This window comes from Pseudotabrizicola formosa (assembly GCF_002900965.1).
Classification (GTDB): domain Bacteria; phylum Pseudomonadota; class Alphaproteobacteria; order Rhodobacterales; family Rhodobacteraceae; genus Pseudotabrizicola; species Pseudotabrizicola formosa.
In genome coordinates this window covers 1,400,591-1,414,787 of sequence record NZ_PJOM01000002.1, presented here as the reverse complement: position 1 = coordinate 1,414,787, position 14,197 = coordinate 1,400,591, and the positions used below count along the sequence as shown (strand labels likewise).

Here is a 14,197-nt window from a genome sequence, read left to right as displayed (position 1 = left end):
GCCCGGTGGGCCGCCTGCACAAAAGCTCTGATCGGGTGGCTGTGCGTTCAGCGGCGGCGGTCCCGCCGCGCGCTCATCGGCTGGAAGGCCACGCCGACATGCGCCTCGCAATAGGGTTTGCCGGGCAGGCTGGGCAGGCCGCAGAACCAGAAATCATCGGTGGCCGGGTCGCCGATTGGCCATTTGCAGGTCCGTTCCGTCAGTTCCATCAGCGTCAGGCGCTTGGCATGCTTTTCCACCTCACGCACCGAGGCCAGGGCTTCGGGGCTGATTTCATTGGCGGATGGCTGCGGCGGCAGCGGCTGACCGGCGGGAATGATCGCCTTGCGCACCGGCAGCGGCGTGACGTTCGATGGGGCCGCAGGCGTGGCTGCGGGGCGTTCAGGGGCCGGGCGCGGGGCCGCGGCCACGGGTTCTGGCCGCGGGTCCGGCACGGGGCGGGACACAGGCTCGGGTTTGGCGGCCACCACTGGAGCTTCTTCTTCCACCTCATCCTTGCCGCCGCCCACACGGTTCGACAGGCCCAGACGGTGCACCTTGCCGATCACCGCATTGCGGGTGACGCCACCAAGCTCCTTGGCGATCTGGCTGGCCGACTGGCCTTCGGCCCACATCTTCTTGAGCGTTTCAACCCGCTCATCCGTCCAGGACATGGTGATCTCCGCTATTGGGCTGCGATAAGTCTCTTGCGGCGCATTCTAACCGCGACGGCACGGGATACAAGCCGCAGGGCCGAAGATCAAGCGCCGCTGGCCCGGTGGTGGTGCCAGATTTCCGTTTACAGACCACAAATCTTCGCCTATCCCCATCGCATGACCAAACGGCACGCCCTTATCCGACGTCCCCGACGCTTCTGAGCGACAGGTTACGCCTTGCCCGGCGCATAAGGGCACTCCCCAGATTGACACCCCCTGCGGCCAACCGCTACGCCTTGGCTTTCCCCTCATGTCCGGGGAAGATCCATCGTTCCGGACCCGCCACACCCCGAAAGGCCTGTGCCATGATTTCCGCCGTTCTGCCCACCTACAACCGCGCCCCGCTTGCCTTTGTGTCCGGCAGCGGCAGTTGGCTTCTGTCCGACGATGGCGACAGGTACCTTGATCTGGGCGCGGGCATTGCCGTCAACGCGCTTGGCCACGCCCATCCGGCGCTGGTAGAGACGCTGACGACACAGGGGCAGAAGCTGTGGCATGTGTCCAACATCTACCGCATCCCCGAGCAGGAGCATCTGGCCCAATTGCTGGTGGACCGGACCTTTGCCGATACGGTGTTCTTTACCAACTCCGGGACCGAAGCGGCAGAGCTGGCAATCAAGATGGCCCGCAAGCATCATCACGATGCGGGCCAGCCCGAGCGCACCCAGATCATCGCCTTTGAGGGCGCCTTCCATGGCCGCTCGACCGGGGCGATTGCTGCCGCCGGGTCGGAAAAGATGGTCAAGGGCTATGGCCCGCTGATGCCGGGGTTCACGCAAGTGAAATGGGCCGATCATGATGCCATTCGTGCCGCCATCACCGATCAGACCTGCGCCGTGATCATCGAACCCGTTCAGGGCGAAGGCGGCATCCGCGTGGTGCCTGACCAGTGCCTGAAAGGCTTGCGCGACCTGTGCGACAGCACCGGCACGCTTTTGATTTTTGACGAGGTGCAATGTGGCATGGGCCGCACGGGGCGGCTTTTCGCGCATGAATGGGCCGGGGTCACGCCTGACATCATGATGGTCGCAAAGGGCATCGGCGGCGGCTTTCCCTTGGGCGCGGTGCTGGCCACGGAACACGCCGCATCCGGCATGGTGGCGGGCAGTCATGGCTCTACCTATGGCGGCAACCCGCTGGGCTGCGCCATCGGGGCCGCGGTCACCGAAATCGTCTCAGACCCCGCGTTCCTCGATGCCGTCAGCCAGAAGGCCGCGCAGTTCCGCCAGGGTCTTGAAGGCCTTGTCGCCAGCCACCCGAAAGTGTTCGAGGCGGTGCGCGGCCAAGGCCTGATCCTGGGCCTGAAATGCGTGGTGCCGAACACCGATGTGGTGAAGGCCGGTTACGCCCGCCACATCCTCACCGTCGCTGCCGCCGACAACGTCCTGCGCCTGCTGCCTGCCCTCAACATCCCCGAAGCAGATATCACCGAAGCGCTCTCCCGCCTCGATGCCACCGCCACCGATCTGGAAGCCACGCTCTGATCTGCATTATCTGTTTACAAATATCCCGGGGGTCCGGGGGCAGCGCCCCCGGGGCTTCCGCCAAAAGCAACGAAATGACATGAAACACTTCCTTGATATCCACACCACCGACGCCACCGAGCTCCGCTCCATGATCGACTCGGCCCATGCGATGAAATCGGCCCGTCTGGGCCGCCCGCGCGGCGCGCCGGATGATGACCAGCCCTTGGCCGGCCATATGGTCGCGCTGATCTTCGAGAAACCTTCGACCCGCACCCGGGTGTCCTTTGATGTCGGCGTGCGGCAGATGGGCGGGCAGACCATGGTTCTGTCGGGCAAGGAAATGCAGCTGGGCCATGGCGAGACCATTGCCGACACTGCGCGCGTGCTGTCGCGGTACGTGGATTTGATCATGATCCGCACATTTGAAGAGGCGACGCTGCTGGAAATGGCCGAACATGCCACCGTTCCGGTGATCAACGGCCTGACCAACCGCACTCATCCCTGCCAGATCATGGCTGATGTGATGACCTATGAAGAGCATCGCGGCCCGATTGCCGGAAAAAAGGTGGTCTGGGCTGGCGACGGCAACAATGTCTGCGCGTCCTTTCTGCATGCCGCCGGGCAGTTCGGGTTCGACTTCACCTTCACCGGGCCGGAAACCCTTGATCCCGAACCGAAGTTTGTCCAGTTCGCCCGCGCCAAAGGCTCTGACATCCAGATCGAACGCGATCCGCATACGGCAGTGATCGGGGCAGATCTGGTGGTGACCGATACCTGGGTGTCCATGCATGACCCGGAATCGGCCAAGGAACGCCGCCACAACCAGTTGCGCGGCTATCAGGTGAACGAGGCGTTGATGGCAAAGGCCAAGCCGGACAGTCTGTTCATGCATTGCCTGCCCGCGCACCGTAATGATGAAGCGTCCAGTGCGGTGATGGACGGCCCGCATTCGGTGATCTTTGACGAGGCGGAAAACCGGCTGCATGCGCAAAAGGCGATCATGCGCTGGTGTCTGGGGAAATAGCGCGCCGGCTGGTCCGCTTCAGCCCATCTGATGCTTCAGGATGACGGGGATGATCAGATCCTCTTCATCCTCCAGATGCCGGATCAGCTGGCGTTCAAACGGGGCGAGGCTGGCGTGAAAGGCCAGCGCTGCCTCTCGCGCATCGGTGGCTTGCAGCGCGTCATTGGCCGCCGTCACGAACCCGTCCAGCAGCCCGTCCAGCGCGTGGTGGTCGCGGTCCAGCAGCTCGAACCCGCGCGCCAGCCGCGGTTCCAGCTGAACCATGGCCGGAAAATAGCTTGCATCTTCAACCTGATGATGCCCGATCAGGCCCTGCACCAGTTGCTCGCCGCCGCGCAGCAACCGGCCCTGCCAGCGCTGCGGGTCGATCCGCCCGCCGCTCATGTGTTCGGCGTCCAGCCGCAGGCCCGACATCAGGTCGCGAAAGCCAAGGTGACGGTCCAGCCAGAAGGACGACAGCCCTTCAAACCCCGGCACATCGGACCACCGATCGCGCGGCCAATCGGCCAGCAGGGTCACAAGATCGGCTGGCAGGTGGTCGCGGTGGGCAAGGTCATCGGTCATGCGCTGGACATAAGCTGATCCACGCAGGGTGCAAGCGCCCATTGCCGCGGCACCTGTGTCAGGCCGCGGTGCGGGCCGCGGGTTCGGGCACCGCCTGCACCTCATCCGCGCCTGCGGTGCGGCCTGCCAGCAGGGCGACCACGATCAGGAGCAGCGACAGGACGGCATAGGTGATGCGGAAACCGATGGCCTCGGCCACAAAACCGATTGTGGCAGGGGCCACCAGAATGCCGGCGTAGCCCACCATCGTGACGGCAGAAATCGCGGTGCCGGAGGGGATGCCGGGGTAGTTTCCGGCGGCGGAGAACAGGATTGGCACCATATTGGCGACGCCAAGGCCGGTGATGAAAAACGCTGCAATTGCAAGGGTATCGCTGGGGGCGAGGGCCGCCAGCATCATGCCTGCCGCCGCCACGAGACCCGAGATCCGCAGGGTCAGCACTGCGCCAAAGCGGTTGCGCACGCCATCACCGGCAAAGCGCATGATCGCCATCGCCCCGGCAAAGACCGCAAAACCAAGGCCCGAGCGGAACACATCCGAGCCGAGGTCCTTTTGCAGATAGATCGCCGCCCAATCCAGCACCGCCCCTTCTGGCACCATAGAAAATAGGGCCAGCGCGCCCAGTAGCCACAGGCCCGCCGCGCGGGGCAAGAGCACGGTCTTTTCCCCCGGCAGGGCCGGGGCCACCGGGGCCGGGGCCTCGCCGCGCAGGAAGGGCATGGTGGCCAGCACCACCGCTGCCGTGACCAGCGCCACAAGCCCGGCCTGCACCTCGGCCCCCCAATGTGAGATCACCCAAGCCCCTGCAAATCCACCGAAAAAACCGCCAAGGCTCCAGAACCCGTGGCTTGATGACATGATCGCCCGGCCCAGCCGCCGTTCGACCTCGACCGCGTTGGCGTTCATCGCCACATCCATGCAGCCGATCAGCGCGCCCAAGAGCGCCATGGCGGGCACAAGGATGGGAAGCGACGGGGAAAACACCACGACCGGCAGGGCCAGGGCAGCGGAGAGGGCAAAGCCGCGCAGCACGGCGACAGAGCCGTAGCGGGCGATCAGCCGGCCGGTGAACAGCATGGCCACAACAGCGCCGACGCCCAGCACAAGTATCAGTAATCCAAGGGTAAATTCGGTGATCTGATGGCGTGGCAGCAACAGCGGGATCTGCGGGGCCCAGGCCCCCATGACAAAGCCCGCAGCGGCGAACATCATCGCCACCGCCCAACGGGCGCGCTTTGCCTCGGTCATGGTCATCGGAACTCTCCCTGTGTTGCGACTGTGGGTAAACCGGGGGCAGGGGCTGGGAAAGCCCCCGCAGGTTCACAGATTGTGTCAGCGCTAACGGTGCGGGGGACGGCACAAAAGAAAACGGCGAACCGGGGGAGGACCGGTTCGCCGCAAAACCTGTTGGCGCAGGGAGGAGGAGGCGCCATCAGGAGGGGGGTTTCAGAGCGTAACCCGTTGAAGAATAACGCTTTCTGACGGATTACTTGCCGTAGGCAGCTTCATGTGCGATGTCTTCGATCGACACGCGGGCGACGTTGATGTCAGCCAGATCGCGGTCGGACATGGCCGACAATTCGTTCAGGGTTTGCAGATAGACCGCGCGACGTTCGCGGGCCACAGTCCACTTGGCCAGAACATCGCCGATCCATCCACCGACCTGAAAGCCAGCAACCGTTTGCGTGTTCGTGTAAGCCATTTTCATATCCTCTTTCTCATCTTCGGATCGGATAAGGCGGCCCATCCGCCCTTTCCGTTGACGCTAACATGGGGCTTTTGCTGCACCTGCACAATCCGGCGATTGGCCAAAGCCGTTATGCACGGGCTGCATGGCTTGCCGGGGCGGCGCCCCTGCGGAGGAGGTGTGGTTTGTGTCTGGCCTGCGTATGGCCGGCGTATGGCTTACGTCATGACGTCAGTGCCGGCCCAAAAGGGCCAGCATTTGCAGGGCGGCAGCCTCGGGCAACAGTTCGCCCGCCGCGACCTTTGCCCCCAAAGCGGCCATCGACCCCTTGGCCGGTTCACGATCGAGCACCGCCAAGAGGCCGCGCCGGACCTCTTCGCCAAACCAGTGCCGGGCCTGATGGGCGCGGCGGCTGTCCCAATGGCCTTGCGCGCGCCGCCACTCGGCGAGGGCCTGCATGTCGGCCCATGCCTCGGCCAGCCCGGTGGTCTCCGTCGCCGAGACGCAGACGGCCTTGGGAAAGCCCTCGGGGTCTTGCGGGCGGCGGCGCAGCAGGTGCAGGGCCCCCGCGTAATCGGCGCGGGTGCGCATCGCCGCTGCTTTCAGATCGCCATCGGCCTTGTTGACCAGAATCATGTCGGCCATTTCCATGATGCCGCGTTTGACGCCCTGCAATTCATCCCCCCCCGCCGGGGAGAGCAGCAGGATGAACAGGTCGCAGATTTCCGCCACCACGGTTTCCGACTGGCCCACGCCCACGGTTTCGACCAGCACCACATCGAACCCCGCCGCCTCGCACAGCGCCACCGCCTCGCGTGAGCGGCGGGCGACGCCGCCAAGCTGGGTCTGGCTGGGCGAGGGGCGGATGAAGGCGGCGGGTTCGCGGCTGAGCCGGTCCATCCGGGTCTTGTCGCCAAGGATCGACCCGCCCGAGCGGGCCGAGCTTGGGTCCACCGCCAGCACCGCCACCCGCAGGCCGCGGGCCACCAGCATCATGCCGAAGGATTCGATGAAGGTGGATTTGCCCACCCCAGGTGTGCCCGACAACCCGATGCGCAGCGCCTGCCGCCCGGCGGCGCGGGCCTGGGCCACCAGATCGACCGCCTCTGCGCGGTGATCGGGGCGCGTGCTTTCCACACGGGTGATGGCGCGGGCGAGCGCCCTGCGGTCGCCTGCAATCACCTCTGCTGCCAGTCTGGTCATGTCCATCGGCGCGCCCATCCGTCACCCCTGCTTGCTGCTGTCCTTCATGCCCTAAGCGTCGGGGCTGTGCCAGCCTGCGTGGCGGATCTGCCTGCACTGTTGCAAAAGACAGGGTCTGTGCGGCCCCTTGATCTGCGCGGCCCCCCCTTGATCTGCGCGGCCCCCCCTTGATCTGTGCGGGCTGGGGCCCTAACCCCGGCCCATGGCAGACGTGCTTCCCATTGATGAGGTGATCCCCGAGGTCCGGGCGGCGCTGACCGCGCGGGGCATGGCGGTGTTGCAGGCCCCGCCCGGGGCGGGCAAGACGACGCGGGTGCCGCTGGCGCTGCTGGCGCAGGTGACGGGGCGCATCCTGATGCTGGAGCCGCGCCGTTTGGCCACGCGCGCGGCTGCGGCGCGGATGGCAGAGACCCTGGGCGAGGCTTTGGGGCAGACGGTGGGCTACCGCATCAGGGGCGAGGCGCAGGTGAGTGCCGCCACGCGGATCGAGGTGGTGACCGAAGGCATCCTGACCCGGATGATCCAGTCCGATGCCGAATTGCCCGGCGTGGGGCTGATCATCTTTGACGAATTTCATGAACGGTCATTGCAGGCCGATCTGGGGCTGGCCTTGGCACTGGAAATCCGGGGCGCGCTGCGGCCTGATCTGCAACTGCTGGTGATGTCGGCCACGCTGGATGCCGCCCCGGTGGCGGCGCTGATGGGGGATGCGGCCCTGATCACCTCGGCGGGCCGCGCGTTCGAGGTGGAAACCCGCTGGCTGCCGCGTCCGTTTGATGCGTCGCTGCGCTATGAGGCGGCGGTGGCGGGGCTGATCCGGCAGGCGCTGGAGGAGGTGCCCGAGGGTGATGTGCTGGCCTTCCTGCCCGGTGAAGGGGAAATCCGGCGGGTCGAGGCGCAGTTGCAGGGCCTGCCGGGCGTGAGCATCCGCCCGCTGTTTGGCGCGATGGAGTTTGCCGCCCAACAGGCGGCGCTTGGGCCTGCGGTGGGGCGCAAGCTGGTGCTGGCGACCTCGATTGCCGAAACCTCGCTGACCATTCCGGGCGTGCGGGTGGTGGTGGATGGCGGGCGCGCGCGGCGGGCGCGGTTTGATGCCAGTTCGGGCATGTCGCGGCTGGTGACGGAACGGGTGACCAAGGCCGAGGCCGACCAGCGCCGGGGCCGGGCCGGGCGGGTGGCACCGGGGGTGTGCTACCGGCTGTGGACGCGCGGCGAAGAGGGGGGGATGGCGGGTTTTCCGCCGGCCGAGATCGCGGCGGCGGATCTGGCACCGCTGGCGCTGGAGCTGGCGCTGTGGGGGGCGGTGGATTTGCCGTTTCTGACGCCGCCGCATCCGGGGGTGCTGGCCGAGGCGCAGGCGCTGTTGCGCGGGCTGGGGGCGCTGGAGGCGGGCGGCGGCATCACGGCGCATGGCCGCGCGCTGGCGGCGCTGCCGCTGCATCCGCGGCTGGCGCATATGCTGGTGGTGGCGGGGCCGGGGGCGGCGCCGCTGGCGGCGCTGCTGGCCGAGCGCGACCCGCTGCGCGGGGCGGGGGCCGATCTGCTGGCGCGGCTGCGCGCGATTGAGAGGCCGCCCGAGGGCGCGCATCGCGCGACGATAGAGCGGATCAGGGCGGAGGCGCGCCGTCTGGCGCGGATGGTGCGTACAGCGCAGGTGGCGGATCTGTCGCCCGCGCAGATGGCGGCGCTTGCCTACCCGGACCGTATTGGCCTGCGCCGTGCCGGCGATGCGCCGCGCTGGGTGCTGTCGGGCGGCAAGGGGGCGGCGATGGCGGCGGGGCAGCCGTTGTCGGGCGCGCGGCTGATCGTGGCCACCGATCTGGACGGCGACCCGCGTGAGGCGCAGGTGCGCCAAGCGGTGGCGCTGCCCGAGGCGGAGCTGCGCGCGCTGTTTGCGGATCAGATCGCCTGGGCCGAGGGGTGTGACTGGTCGCGCCGCGAGGGCAAGGTCGTGGCCCGCAGGCAGGAACGCTTTGGCGCGCTGGTGCTGGCCGAGCGGCCCTGGCCCGAGGCCCCGCCCGAGGCGCTGGCGCGCGCAGCCCTGGAGGGCTTGCGCCAGATTGGCCTGCCCTGGACGGCGGCTGCGCGCCGGTTGCGGGCGCGGTTGCGGCTCGCGCGCGGTGACGATTGGCCCGATCTGGAGGATGACGCCCTGCTGGCAAGCGCCGAGGCTTGGCTGTTGCCCTATCTGGCGGGCAAGCGTACGGAAGCTGATCTGCGGGGGTTGGACCTGACCGAACCGCTGCGCGCGCTGATCGGCTGGGACCGGATGGCGCAGACCGATGCGCAGGTGCCGGGCCATTTCGAGACGCCCCTGGGCCGCAAGGTGCCCATCGACTATGATGGCGACCATCCTGCGATCGAGCTGCGTCTGCAAGAGCTGTTCGGGGTGACCCGCCACCCCACGGTCGGCCCCCGGCACCAGCCGTTGCGCATCACCCTGTTGTCGCCCGGGCGGCATCCGGTGCAGGTGACGCTGGACCTGCCCGGGTTCTGGGCCAACAGCTATGCCGAAGTGCGCAAGGACATGCGCGGCCAGTACCCGCGCCACCCCTGGCCCGAAGACCCCACCGCCGCCGACCCCACAACGCGCGCCAAGCCGCGCGGGACGTGAAACAGATGAGCGGCTGCGCCGCGTTGGTTTTTATCTCGGCTCTGGCCTGCGGCCAACCGCCTCGGCTGTGCGCTGCGCGCAAGGCGTAAGCGGGAAAGCCGCAGACGCACAGAGGGGCGGCCTTCGCGCTTGCGTCACGGGAAGGGACGGGAGGCGGAGCTAGGGCCCAATTCTTGGGGCGGTGTGGGTGAATCGCTTGACGAGGGGGGCAATCGCGCGTAAATGCAGCCATCGAATTCGAGGTCGCGCCTGCGCGGGCCTTGTTGTTTTTGCACCTTACGCCCTGCTGGCGTTGACTTGAAGGATTACGACGATGTCGCGCGTCTGCGAACTCTCGGGCGTTGGCCCGATGACCGGTAACACCATCAGCCACGCGAACAACAAGTCGCGTCGCCGGTTTTTGCCGAACCTGAACGAAGTGACCCTGATGTCCGACACGCTGGGCCAGTCGTTCAAGCTGCGGATCTCTGCTGCTGCGCTGCGCACCGTGGACCATCGCGGTGGTCTGGACGCGTTCCTGGCCAAGGCCAAGGATGCCGAGCTGTCTGGCACGGCGCTGAAGATCAAGAAAGATATTGCGAAGGCGCAGGCTGCCGCCTGATCCCGCCTGACACGACCTGAGACTTCAGGCCCGCCCGCAGGATTGCGCGGCGGGCTTTGTTCTTTGGCGGGTGGCGGATCTGACTGCCAGCGGGGCGTGCGTGCGGGGGGCGCAGCCTCAGCCAAGCCCGCAACAGGCGGGTTGGGCCGGGCCGGTGGTGCTGGTCGCGCGACAGGTCAGCGGGTGCAATAGGCCTCGGCCTGCTGGCCAAAGGCTTTGTAGCGGCGCCAGAAGTCATTGTCGGTGTCGGATTTCGACATCCGCACTTTCTGGGCGCGGTCGGGGTCTTTGAAGAACGCGGCCGCCTTGCGCTGATCGCCACCCCGCAGGGTCATGTCGGCGACCTGCTGGACGCAGGCGCAGACCGCGCGGCTGGCGGCCTTGCGATCCGAGCTGTTGCAGGCCCGCTCGATGGGGCCGGCGAGGGCCAGGCTGCCGGACAGGGAAAGAAGCACAGCAGCGCAGGCTGCCAGAGCCACAGGTTTCATCATCATGTTCTGCCTCATTGCCGGGGACGGGGAACCCCTCCGTCGCAGGTCGTTTTCTGCCAGTGATCATGCAGAAAAGGCAGCGGTTTTTCAATGCCGCAGCGCGGCTGGGCGCTGAATCGCCGAAAGCCAGGCACGGGTGGCGGTTGGCCGTCAGGCCAGACACAAGATCGGGTGTATGGATGGCGCTGCGGGGCGGGGGGAGGGCCGGCTTTGGGCGGTTCGGCCCTCGGCGCGAGGGCAGAATCACCCGGGCCGGGGGGGAGCTGCGGGCCTTGATCCGCTTCATTCGGCCCCGGCGCCCGCCAAACGCTGCATCCCCCTTCCCGGCCCCATATTTCCAAGCTATATGCCGCGCATGACCCAGCTTGATCTCATCCGCAATTTCTCGATCGTGGCCCATATCGACCACGGAAAATCCACCCTCGCCGACCGGCTCATTCAATTGACCGGGACGGTGGCTGCGCGCGATATGAAGGCGCAGATGCTCGACAGCATGGATATTGAGCGCGAGCGTGGGATCACGATCAAGGCCAATACGGTGCGGATCGAATATCCGGCAAAGGATGGCAAGACCTATATCCTGAACCTGATCGACACCCCCGGCCATGTGGACTTTGCCTATGAGGTCAGCCGGTCCATGCGCGCGGTGGAGGGGTCCTTGCTGGTGGTGGACGCGAGCCAGGGGGTTGAGGCGCAGACGCTGGCCAATGTCTATCAGGCGCTGGACGCCGGGCATGAGATTGTGCCGGTGCTCAACAAGATCGACCTGCCTGCGGCAGAGCCTGAACGGGTGAAGGCGCAGATCGAGGATGTGATCGGGCTGGATGCGTCGGATGCCATCAATATCTCGGCCAAATCGGGGCTGGGGATTCCCGATGTGCTGGAGGCGATCGTGACGCGCCTGCCCGCGCCGAAGGGTGACCGTGATGCGCCGTTGAAGGCCATGCTGGTGGACAGCTGGTATGACAGCTATCTTGGCGTTGTCGTCATGATCCGGGTGATCGACGGGGTGATCCGCAAGGGCGACCGCATCCGCATGATGCAGACCAATGCGGTCTACGGCGTGGACAAGCTGGCGGTGCTGAAACCGCAGATGGTGGATATTGACGAGCTGGGGCCGGGCGAGATTGGCATCTGGACCGGGTCGATCAAGCAGGTGCGCGACACGCGGGTGGGCGATACCATCACATCGGAGAAAAAGGGCTGCGAGACGCCGCTGCCGGGCTTCAAACCGGCGCAGCCGGTGGTGTTCTGCGGGCTGTTCCCGGTGGATGCGGCGGATTTCGAGGATCTGCGTGACGCGATCGAAAAGCTGCAGCTGAATGATGCCTCGTTCAGCTCGGAAATGGAAACCTCGGCCGCGCTGGGCTTTGGCTTCCGCTGCGGCTTCCTGGGCCTTTTGCACCTTGAGGTGATCCGCGACCGGCTGGAGCGGGAGTATGATCTGGATCTGATCACCACGGCCCCGTCGGTGGTGTTCAAGCTGCACATGAAGGATGGCGAGGTGCGCGATCTGCACAACCCCGCCGATATGCCCGACCTGACCTATATCGACCACATCACCGAGCCGCGCATCAAGGCCACCATCATGGTGCCCGATGACTATCTTGGCGATATCCTCAAGCTGTGCCAGGACCGGCGCGGCATTCAGCTGGACCTGTCCTATGCAGGCTCCCGCGCCATGGTGGTGTATGATCTGCCGCTGGCCGAGGTGGTGTTCGACTTCTACGACCGGCTGAAATCGGTGACCAAGGGCTATGCCAGCTTTGACTATGTGATCAGCGAATATCGTGAGGATTTTCTGGTCAAGATGTCGATTCTGGTGAACGAAGAGCCGGTGGATGCGCTGTCGATGATGGTGCACCGCGACCGGGCCGAGATGCGGGGCCGGGCGATGGTGGAAAAGCTGAAAGAGCTGATCCCCCGGCACATGTTCAAGATCCCGATCCAGGCGGCGATCGGCGCGCGGGTGATTGCGCGCGAGACGTTGTCTGCGATGCGCAAGGACGTGACGGCGAAGTGCTATGGCGGGGACGCGACGCGCAAGCGCAAGCTGCTGGACAAGCAGAAGGCCGGGAAGAAGCGGATGCGGCAGTTCGGCAAGGTGGAGATCCCGCAGGAGGCGTTTATCTCGGCGCTGAAGATGGATGGGTGAGGATGGCTGACAAAAGTGCATTGTCGCTCAATAGTCTTAAAATACCTGATGCTGATGGCCCTCCCCAGCCGTTAACGGATTATAGTTCTGAATTCCTGTCGGTCGATAAAGTTACTGTAGTTTTTAGGGATCATCGTGCGAAACTTAAAAATTTCATATCTAGGCATGATTTTATTTTTGGTGCGGTAGCTTGGTTTACAGATGAAGAAGTAATTAAAAGTCTGCGTGGAAAAGTTGTTTCAATTATTGTTCAGAAAGAAGATTTTCTGAAGCCTGACAGGTTTGGTACGGTGTCAACGCTGCAAAGTGCATATGGCTCCGTTGAATCTAAGTTGACGCGCTACGGCATTCCCGGGCAGGCAAATATGATGTCTTTTGCATGCTCACCTGAAGTCGAAGCATTTCGATGTGTCGGAAATTACAATCGTGACAAAAAGCCCGCATTTCCCCGGATGCACAATAAGTTTCTTGTGGGAGGAAGGATTTCGGTATCTGCCGATGGTGAACACTCTTTTGTGCCCGAAGCTGTTTGGACGGGCAGCTACAATATCAGTTACAATGCTCAATTGAGTTTTGAGAATGCGCTAATGATCGAAGATAGGTCTGTGGCCACCGCATATGTTAATGAATGGTCCCAAATTCTAGCTTTGTCGGAACGGCTGAACTGGGAAAGTGATTGGGCAGCGCCTGAGTACAGAATTGGTAGCTGACAAGTCATTCTAAGACAATTTCTAACGTTTTTCCTCCTACCCATAAACCCCACCCCTAGGCGCTACCGTCACCACCAATACCACCAGCCGCCCGTCCTCGATCCGGTACACAATCCGCCAGTCCCCGACCCTCACGCGCCACTGGTCCACTGCGCCCACCAGTTTCAGGCACCCCGCCGGGCGTGGATTATCAGCGAGTGTGGCGATTGCCTCTGTCAGCCGGTCATGTAACCGGCGGTCTGTCATCCGGCGCAGGTCTTTCAGGGCGCGGGGGGACAGCTCAACGCGATAGGCCGTCATTCCGGCCGGTCAGCCTTGGCAGATGTCTCGGCCAGATAATCCTCCAGCGTCATCGCGCTGCCCGGATCGGCCAGATATTCGGCATAGGCCTCGGCCCCCATCTTCGCCAGTTCCGCCTCTTCCAGCGATTCGTAATAGGCCATTGCCTCGACCGAGATCATCACCGCCACTGGCTTGCCATGCCGTTCGATGGTCACATCCTCGCGCCCGTGCTGGACCTTTCCCAACAGGTCGGACAGGGTTTCGCGGGCTTGGGAGACGGAGACGGTGATCATGGGTTTGTCCGATTTGTACAAAAATTACAGAATGTACAATAAGCGGAGAGGGGCCGTAAATCAACCGGACTTGAGAAGGGCGCGCATGTGGCCACCCGCCCAAACAAAAAGGCGGAGCAAATGCCCCGCCTTTCCCTACGTTTCAAACCGCTGATCAATACGCCGCGGCCTGGGCTTCCTGCGTGATCGCAGATCCTGCGACCTGGAGGTCGCGGCCGGCGCCGGCGACGGTGCCGCAGGCAGACAGGGTCAGGGCGGCGAGGACGGACAGAAGGGTCAGGCGGCTTTTCATCGGATCTTCCTCTTGGTGAACTCGCGGGTTAACGCGCGGGGTGGGGTTCGGTTCCTTGCGGGGCCGGATTTTTCTTCGGGACTGCCGCAGCTTATCTGGTACGGTTTAACGCTGTCTTA

General features: G+C 64.7%; 15 protein-coding genes. 6 read left to right on the top strand and 9 right to left on the bottom strand.

Going from position 1 to position 14,197, the window contains the following annotated elements:
• Positions 1-47: 47 nt before the first annotated feature.
• Positions 48-653, bottom strand: coding sequence for a GcrA family cell cycle regulator (locus tag CXR43_RS10755; RefSeq protein WP_103333917.1), 606 nt, complete (start codon positions 651-653; stop codon positions 48-50).
• A gap of 347 nt (positions 654-1,000) precedes the next feature.
• Between CXR43_RS10755 and CXR43_RS10750 the strand changes: the two genes are divergently transcribed.
• Together CXR43_RS10750 and argF are read left to right on the top strand one after the other, a co-directional pair.
• The gene (locus CXR43_RS10750) at positions 1,001-2,179 is read left to right on the top strand and encodes an aspartate aminotransferase family protein (RefSeq protein ID WP_103333916.1); all 1,179 of its coding nucleotides are present in this window, start codon (positions 1,001-1,003) and stop codon (positions 2,177-2,179) included.
• 79 nt (positions 2,180-2,258) lie between these two features.
• Complete coding sequence (argF, locus tag CXR43_RS10745) at positions 2,259-3,185, top strand: ornithine carbamoyltransferase (RefSeq protein ID WP_103333915.1); 927 nt, start codon at positions 2,259-2,261, stop codon at positions 3,183-3,185.
• Between the two features lie 18 nt (positions 3,186-3,203).
• Here argF and CXR43_RS10740 read toward each other — a convergent pair whose 3' ends face one another.
• The 4 genes from CXR43_RS10740 to meaB form a co-directional block, all read right to left on the bottom strand.
• The gene (locus tag CXR43_RS10740; protein ID WP_103333914.1) at positions 3,204-3,749 is read right to left on the bottom strand and encodes a hemerythrin domain-containing protein; all 546 of its coding nucleotides are present in this window, start codon (positions 3,747-3,749) and stop codon (positions 3,204-3,206) included.
• 58 nt (positions 3,750-3,807) lie between these two features.
• Positions 3,808-5,004: an MFS transporter gene (locus tag CXR43_RS10735; protein WP_210402079.1), complete on the bottom strand. Its 1,197-nt coding sequence runs from the start codon at positions 5,002-5,004 to the stop codon at positions 3,808-3,810.
• Between the two features lie 232 nt (positions 5,005-5,236).
• Entirely contained in the window at positions 5,237-5,452 is a 216-nt protein-coding gene (locus tag CXR43_RS10730) for a DUF1127 domain-containing protein (protein WP_103334204.1), read from the bottom strand.
• Positions 5,453-5,668: 216 nt separating this feature from the next.
• Complete coding sequence (gene meaB, locus CXR43_RS10725) at positions 5,669-6,646, bottom strand: methylmalonyl Co-A mutase-associated GTPase MeaB (protein ID WP_103334203.1); 978 nt, start codon at positions 6,644-6,646, stop codon at positions 5,669-5,671.
• A 196-nt stretch (positions 6,647-6,842) separates the two neighbouring features.
• Between meaB and hrpB the strand changes: the two genes are divergently transcribed.
• Both hrpB and rpmB read left to right on the top strand, forming a co-directional pair.
• On the top strand, positions 6,843-9,254 hold the full coding sequence (gene hrpB / locus CXR43_RS10720) for an ATP-dependent helicase HrpB (protein ID WP_103333913.1): 2,412 nt from the start codon (positions 6,843-6,845) through the stop codon (positions 9,252-9,254).
• Positions 9,255-9,567: 313 nt separating this feature from the next.
• On the top strand, positions 9,568-9,855 hold the full coding sequence (rpmB, locus tag CXR43_RS10715) for a 50S ribosomal protein L28 (protein WP_103333912.1): 288 nt from the start codon (positions 9,568-9,570) through the stop codon (positions 9,853-9,855).
• Positions 9,856-10,031: 176 nt separating this feature from the next.
• On the opposite strand, the gene CXR43_RS10710 is transcribed toward rpmB, so the two are convergent.
• Positions 10,032-10,349 carry a hypothetical protein gene (locus CXR43_RS10710; protein ID WP_435530793.1) on the bottom strand — a complete coding sequence of 106 codons (318 nt, stop codon included), beginning with the start codon at positions 10,347-10,349 and terminating at the stop codon, positions 10,032-10,034.
• A 352-nt stretch (positions 10,350-10,701) separates the two neighbouring features.
• Here CXR43_RS10710 and lepA point away from each other — a divergent pair, with 352 nt between their 5' ends.
• On the top strand, positions 10,702-12,501 hold the full coding sequence (lepA, locus tag CXR43_RS10705) for a translation elongation factor 4 (protein ID WP_210402078.1): 1,800 nt from the start codon (positions 10,702-10,704) through the stop codon (positions 12,499-12,501).
• A gap of 2 nt (positions 12,502-12,503) precedes the next feature.
• Complete coding sequence (locus CXR43_RS17745) at positions 12,504-13,211, top strand: phospholipase D-like domain-containing protein (protein WP_146036505.1); 708 nt, start codon at positions 12,504-12,506, stop codon at positions 13,209-13,211.
• Between the two features lie 36 nt (positions 13,212-13,247).
• On the opposite strand, the gene CXR43_RS10700 is transcribed toward CXR43_RS17745, so the two are convergent.
• The 3 genes from CXR43_RS10700 to CXR43_RS10690 all read right to left on the bottom strand — a co-directional run bounded on the left by CXR43_RS10700 (position 13,248) and on the right by CXR43_RS10690 (position 14,078).
• Positions 13,248-13,511, bottom strand: a complete 264-nt coding sequence (locus CXR43_RS10700) for a type II toxin-antitoxin system RelE family toxin (protein ID WP_103333910.1) — start codon at positions 13,509-13,511, stop codon at positions 13,248-13,250.
• Positions 13,508-13,786, bottom strand: a complete 279-nt coding sequence (locus CXR43_RS10695) for a type II toxin-antitoxin system Phd/YefM family antitoxin (protein WP_103333909.1) — start codon at positions 13,784-13,786, stop codon at positions 13,508-13,510. The genes CXR43_RS10700 and CXR43_RS10695 overlap by 4 nt, the downstream gene beginning before the upstream one ends.
• Positions 13,787-13,940: 154 nt before the next feature.
• Positions 13,941-14,078 carry an entericidin A/B family lipoprotein gene (locus CXR43_RS10690; RefSeq protein WP_103333908.1) on the bottom strand — a complete coding sequence of 46 codons (138 nt, stop codon included), beginning with the start codon at positions 14,076-14,078 and terminating at the stop codon, positions 13,941-13,943.
• Positions 14,079-14,197 lie beyond the last annotated feature (119 nt).

Excerpts from the sequence above, each read along its gene's own strand:
- CXR43_RS10755 (WP_103333917.1), bottom strand. The coding sequence starts at position 653 with ATGTCCTGGACGGATGAGCGGGTTGAAACGCTCAAGAAGATGTGGGCC.
- CXR43_RS10750 (WP_103333916.1), top strand. The coding sequence starts at position 1,001 with ATGATTTCCGCCGTTCTGCCCACCTACAACCGCGCCCCGCTTGCCTTT.
- argF (WP_103333915.1), top strand. The coding sequence starts at position 2,259 with ATGAAACACTTCCTTGATATCCACACCACCGACGCCACCGAGCTCCGC.
- CXR43_RS10740 (WP_103333914.1), bottom strand. The coding sequence starts at position 3,749 with ATGACCGATGACCTTGCCCACCGCGACCACCTGCCAGCCGATCTTGTG.
- CXR43_RS10735 (WP_210402079.1), bottom strand. The coding sequence starts at position 5,004 with ATGACCATGACCGAGGCAAAGCGCGCCCGTTGGGCGGTGGCGATGATG.
- CXR43_RS10730 (WP_103334204.1), bottom strand. The coding sequence starts at position 5,452 with ATGGCTTACACGAACACGCAAACGGTTGCTGGCTTTCAGGTCGGTGGA.
- meaB (WP_103334203.1), bottom strand. The coding sequence starts at position 6,646 with ATGGACATGACCAGACTGGCAGCAGAGGTGATTGCAGGCGACCGCAGG.
- hrpB (WP_103333913.1), top strand. The coding sequence starts at position 6,843 with ATGGCAGACGTGCTTCCCATTGATGAGGTGATCCCCGAGGTCCGGGCG.
- rpmB (WP_103333912.1), top strand. The coding sequence starts at position 9,568 with ATGTCGCGCGTCTGCGAACTCTCGGGCGTTGGCCCGATGACCGGTAAC.
- CXR43_RS10710 (WP_435530793.1), bottom strand. The coding sequence starts at position 10,349 with ATGATGATGAAACCTGTGGCTCTGGCAGCCTGCGCTGCTGTGCTTCTT.
- lepA (WP_210402078.1), top strand. The coding sequence starts at position 10,702 with ATGACCCAGCTTGATCTCATCCGCAATTTCTCGATCGTGGCCCATATC.
- CXR43_RS17745 (WP_146036505.1), top strand. The coding sequence starts at position 12,504 with ATGGCTGACAAAAGTGCATTGTCGCTCAATAGTCTTAAAATACCTGAT.
- CXR43_RS10700 (WP_103333910.1), bottom strand. The coding sequence starts at position 13,511 with ATGACGGCCTATCGCGTTGAGCTGTCCCCCCGCGCCCTGAAAGACCTG.
- CXR43_RS10695 (WP_103333909.1), bottom strand. The coding sequence starts at position 13,786 with ATGATCACCGTCTCCGTCTCCCAAGCCCGCGAAACCCTGTCCGACCTG.
- CXR43_RS10690 (WP_103333908.1), bottom strand. The coding sequence starts at position 14,078 with ATGAAAAGCCGCCTGACCCTTCTGTCCGTCCTCGCCGCCCTGACCCTG.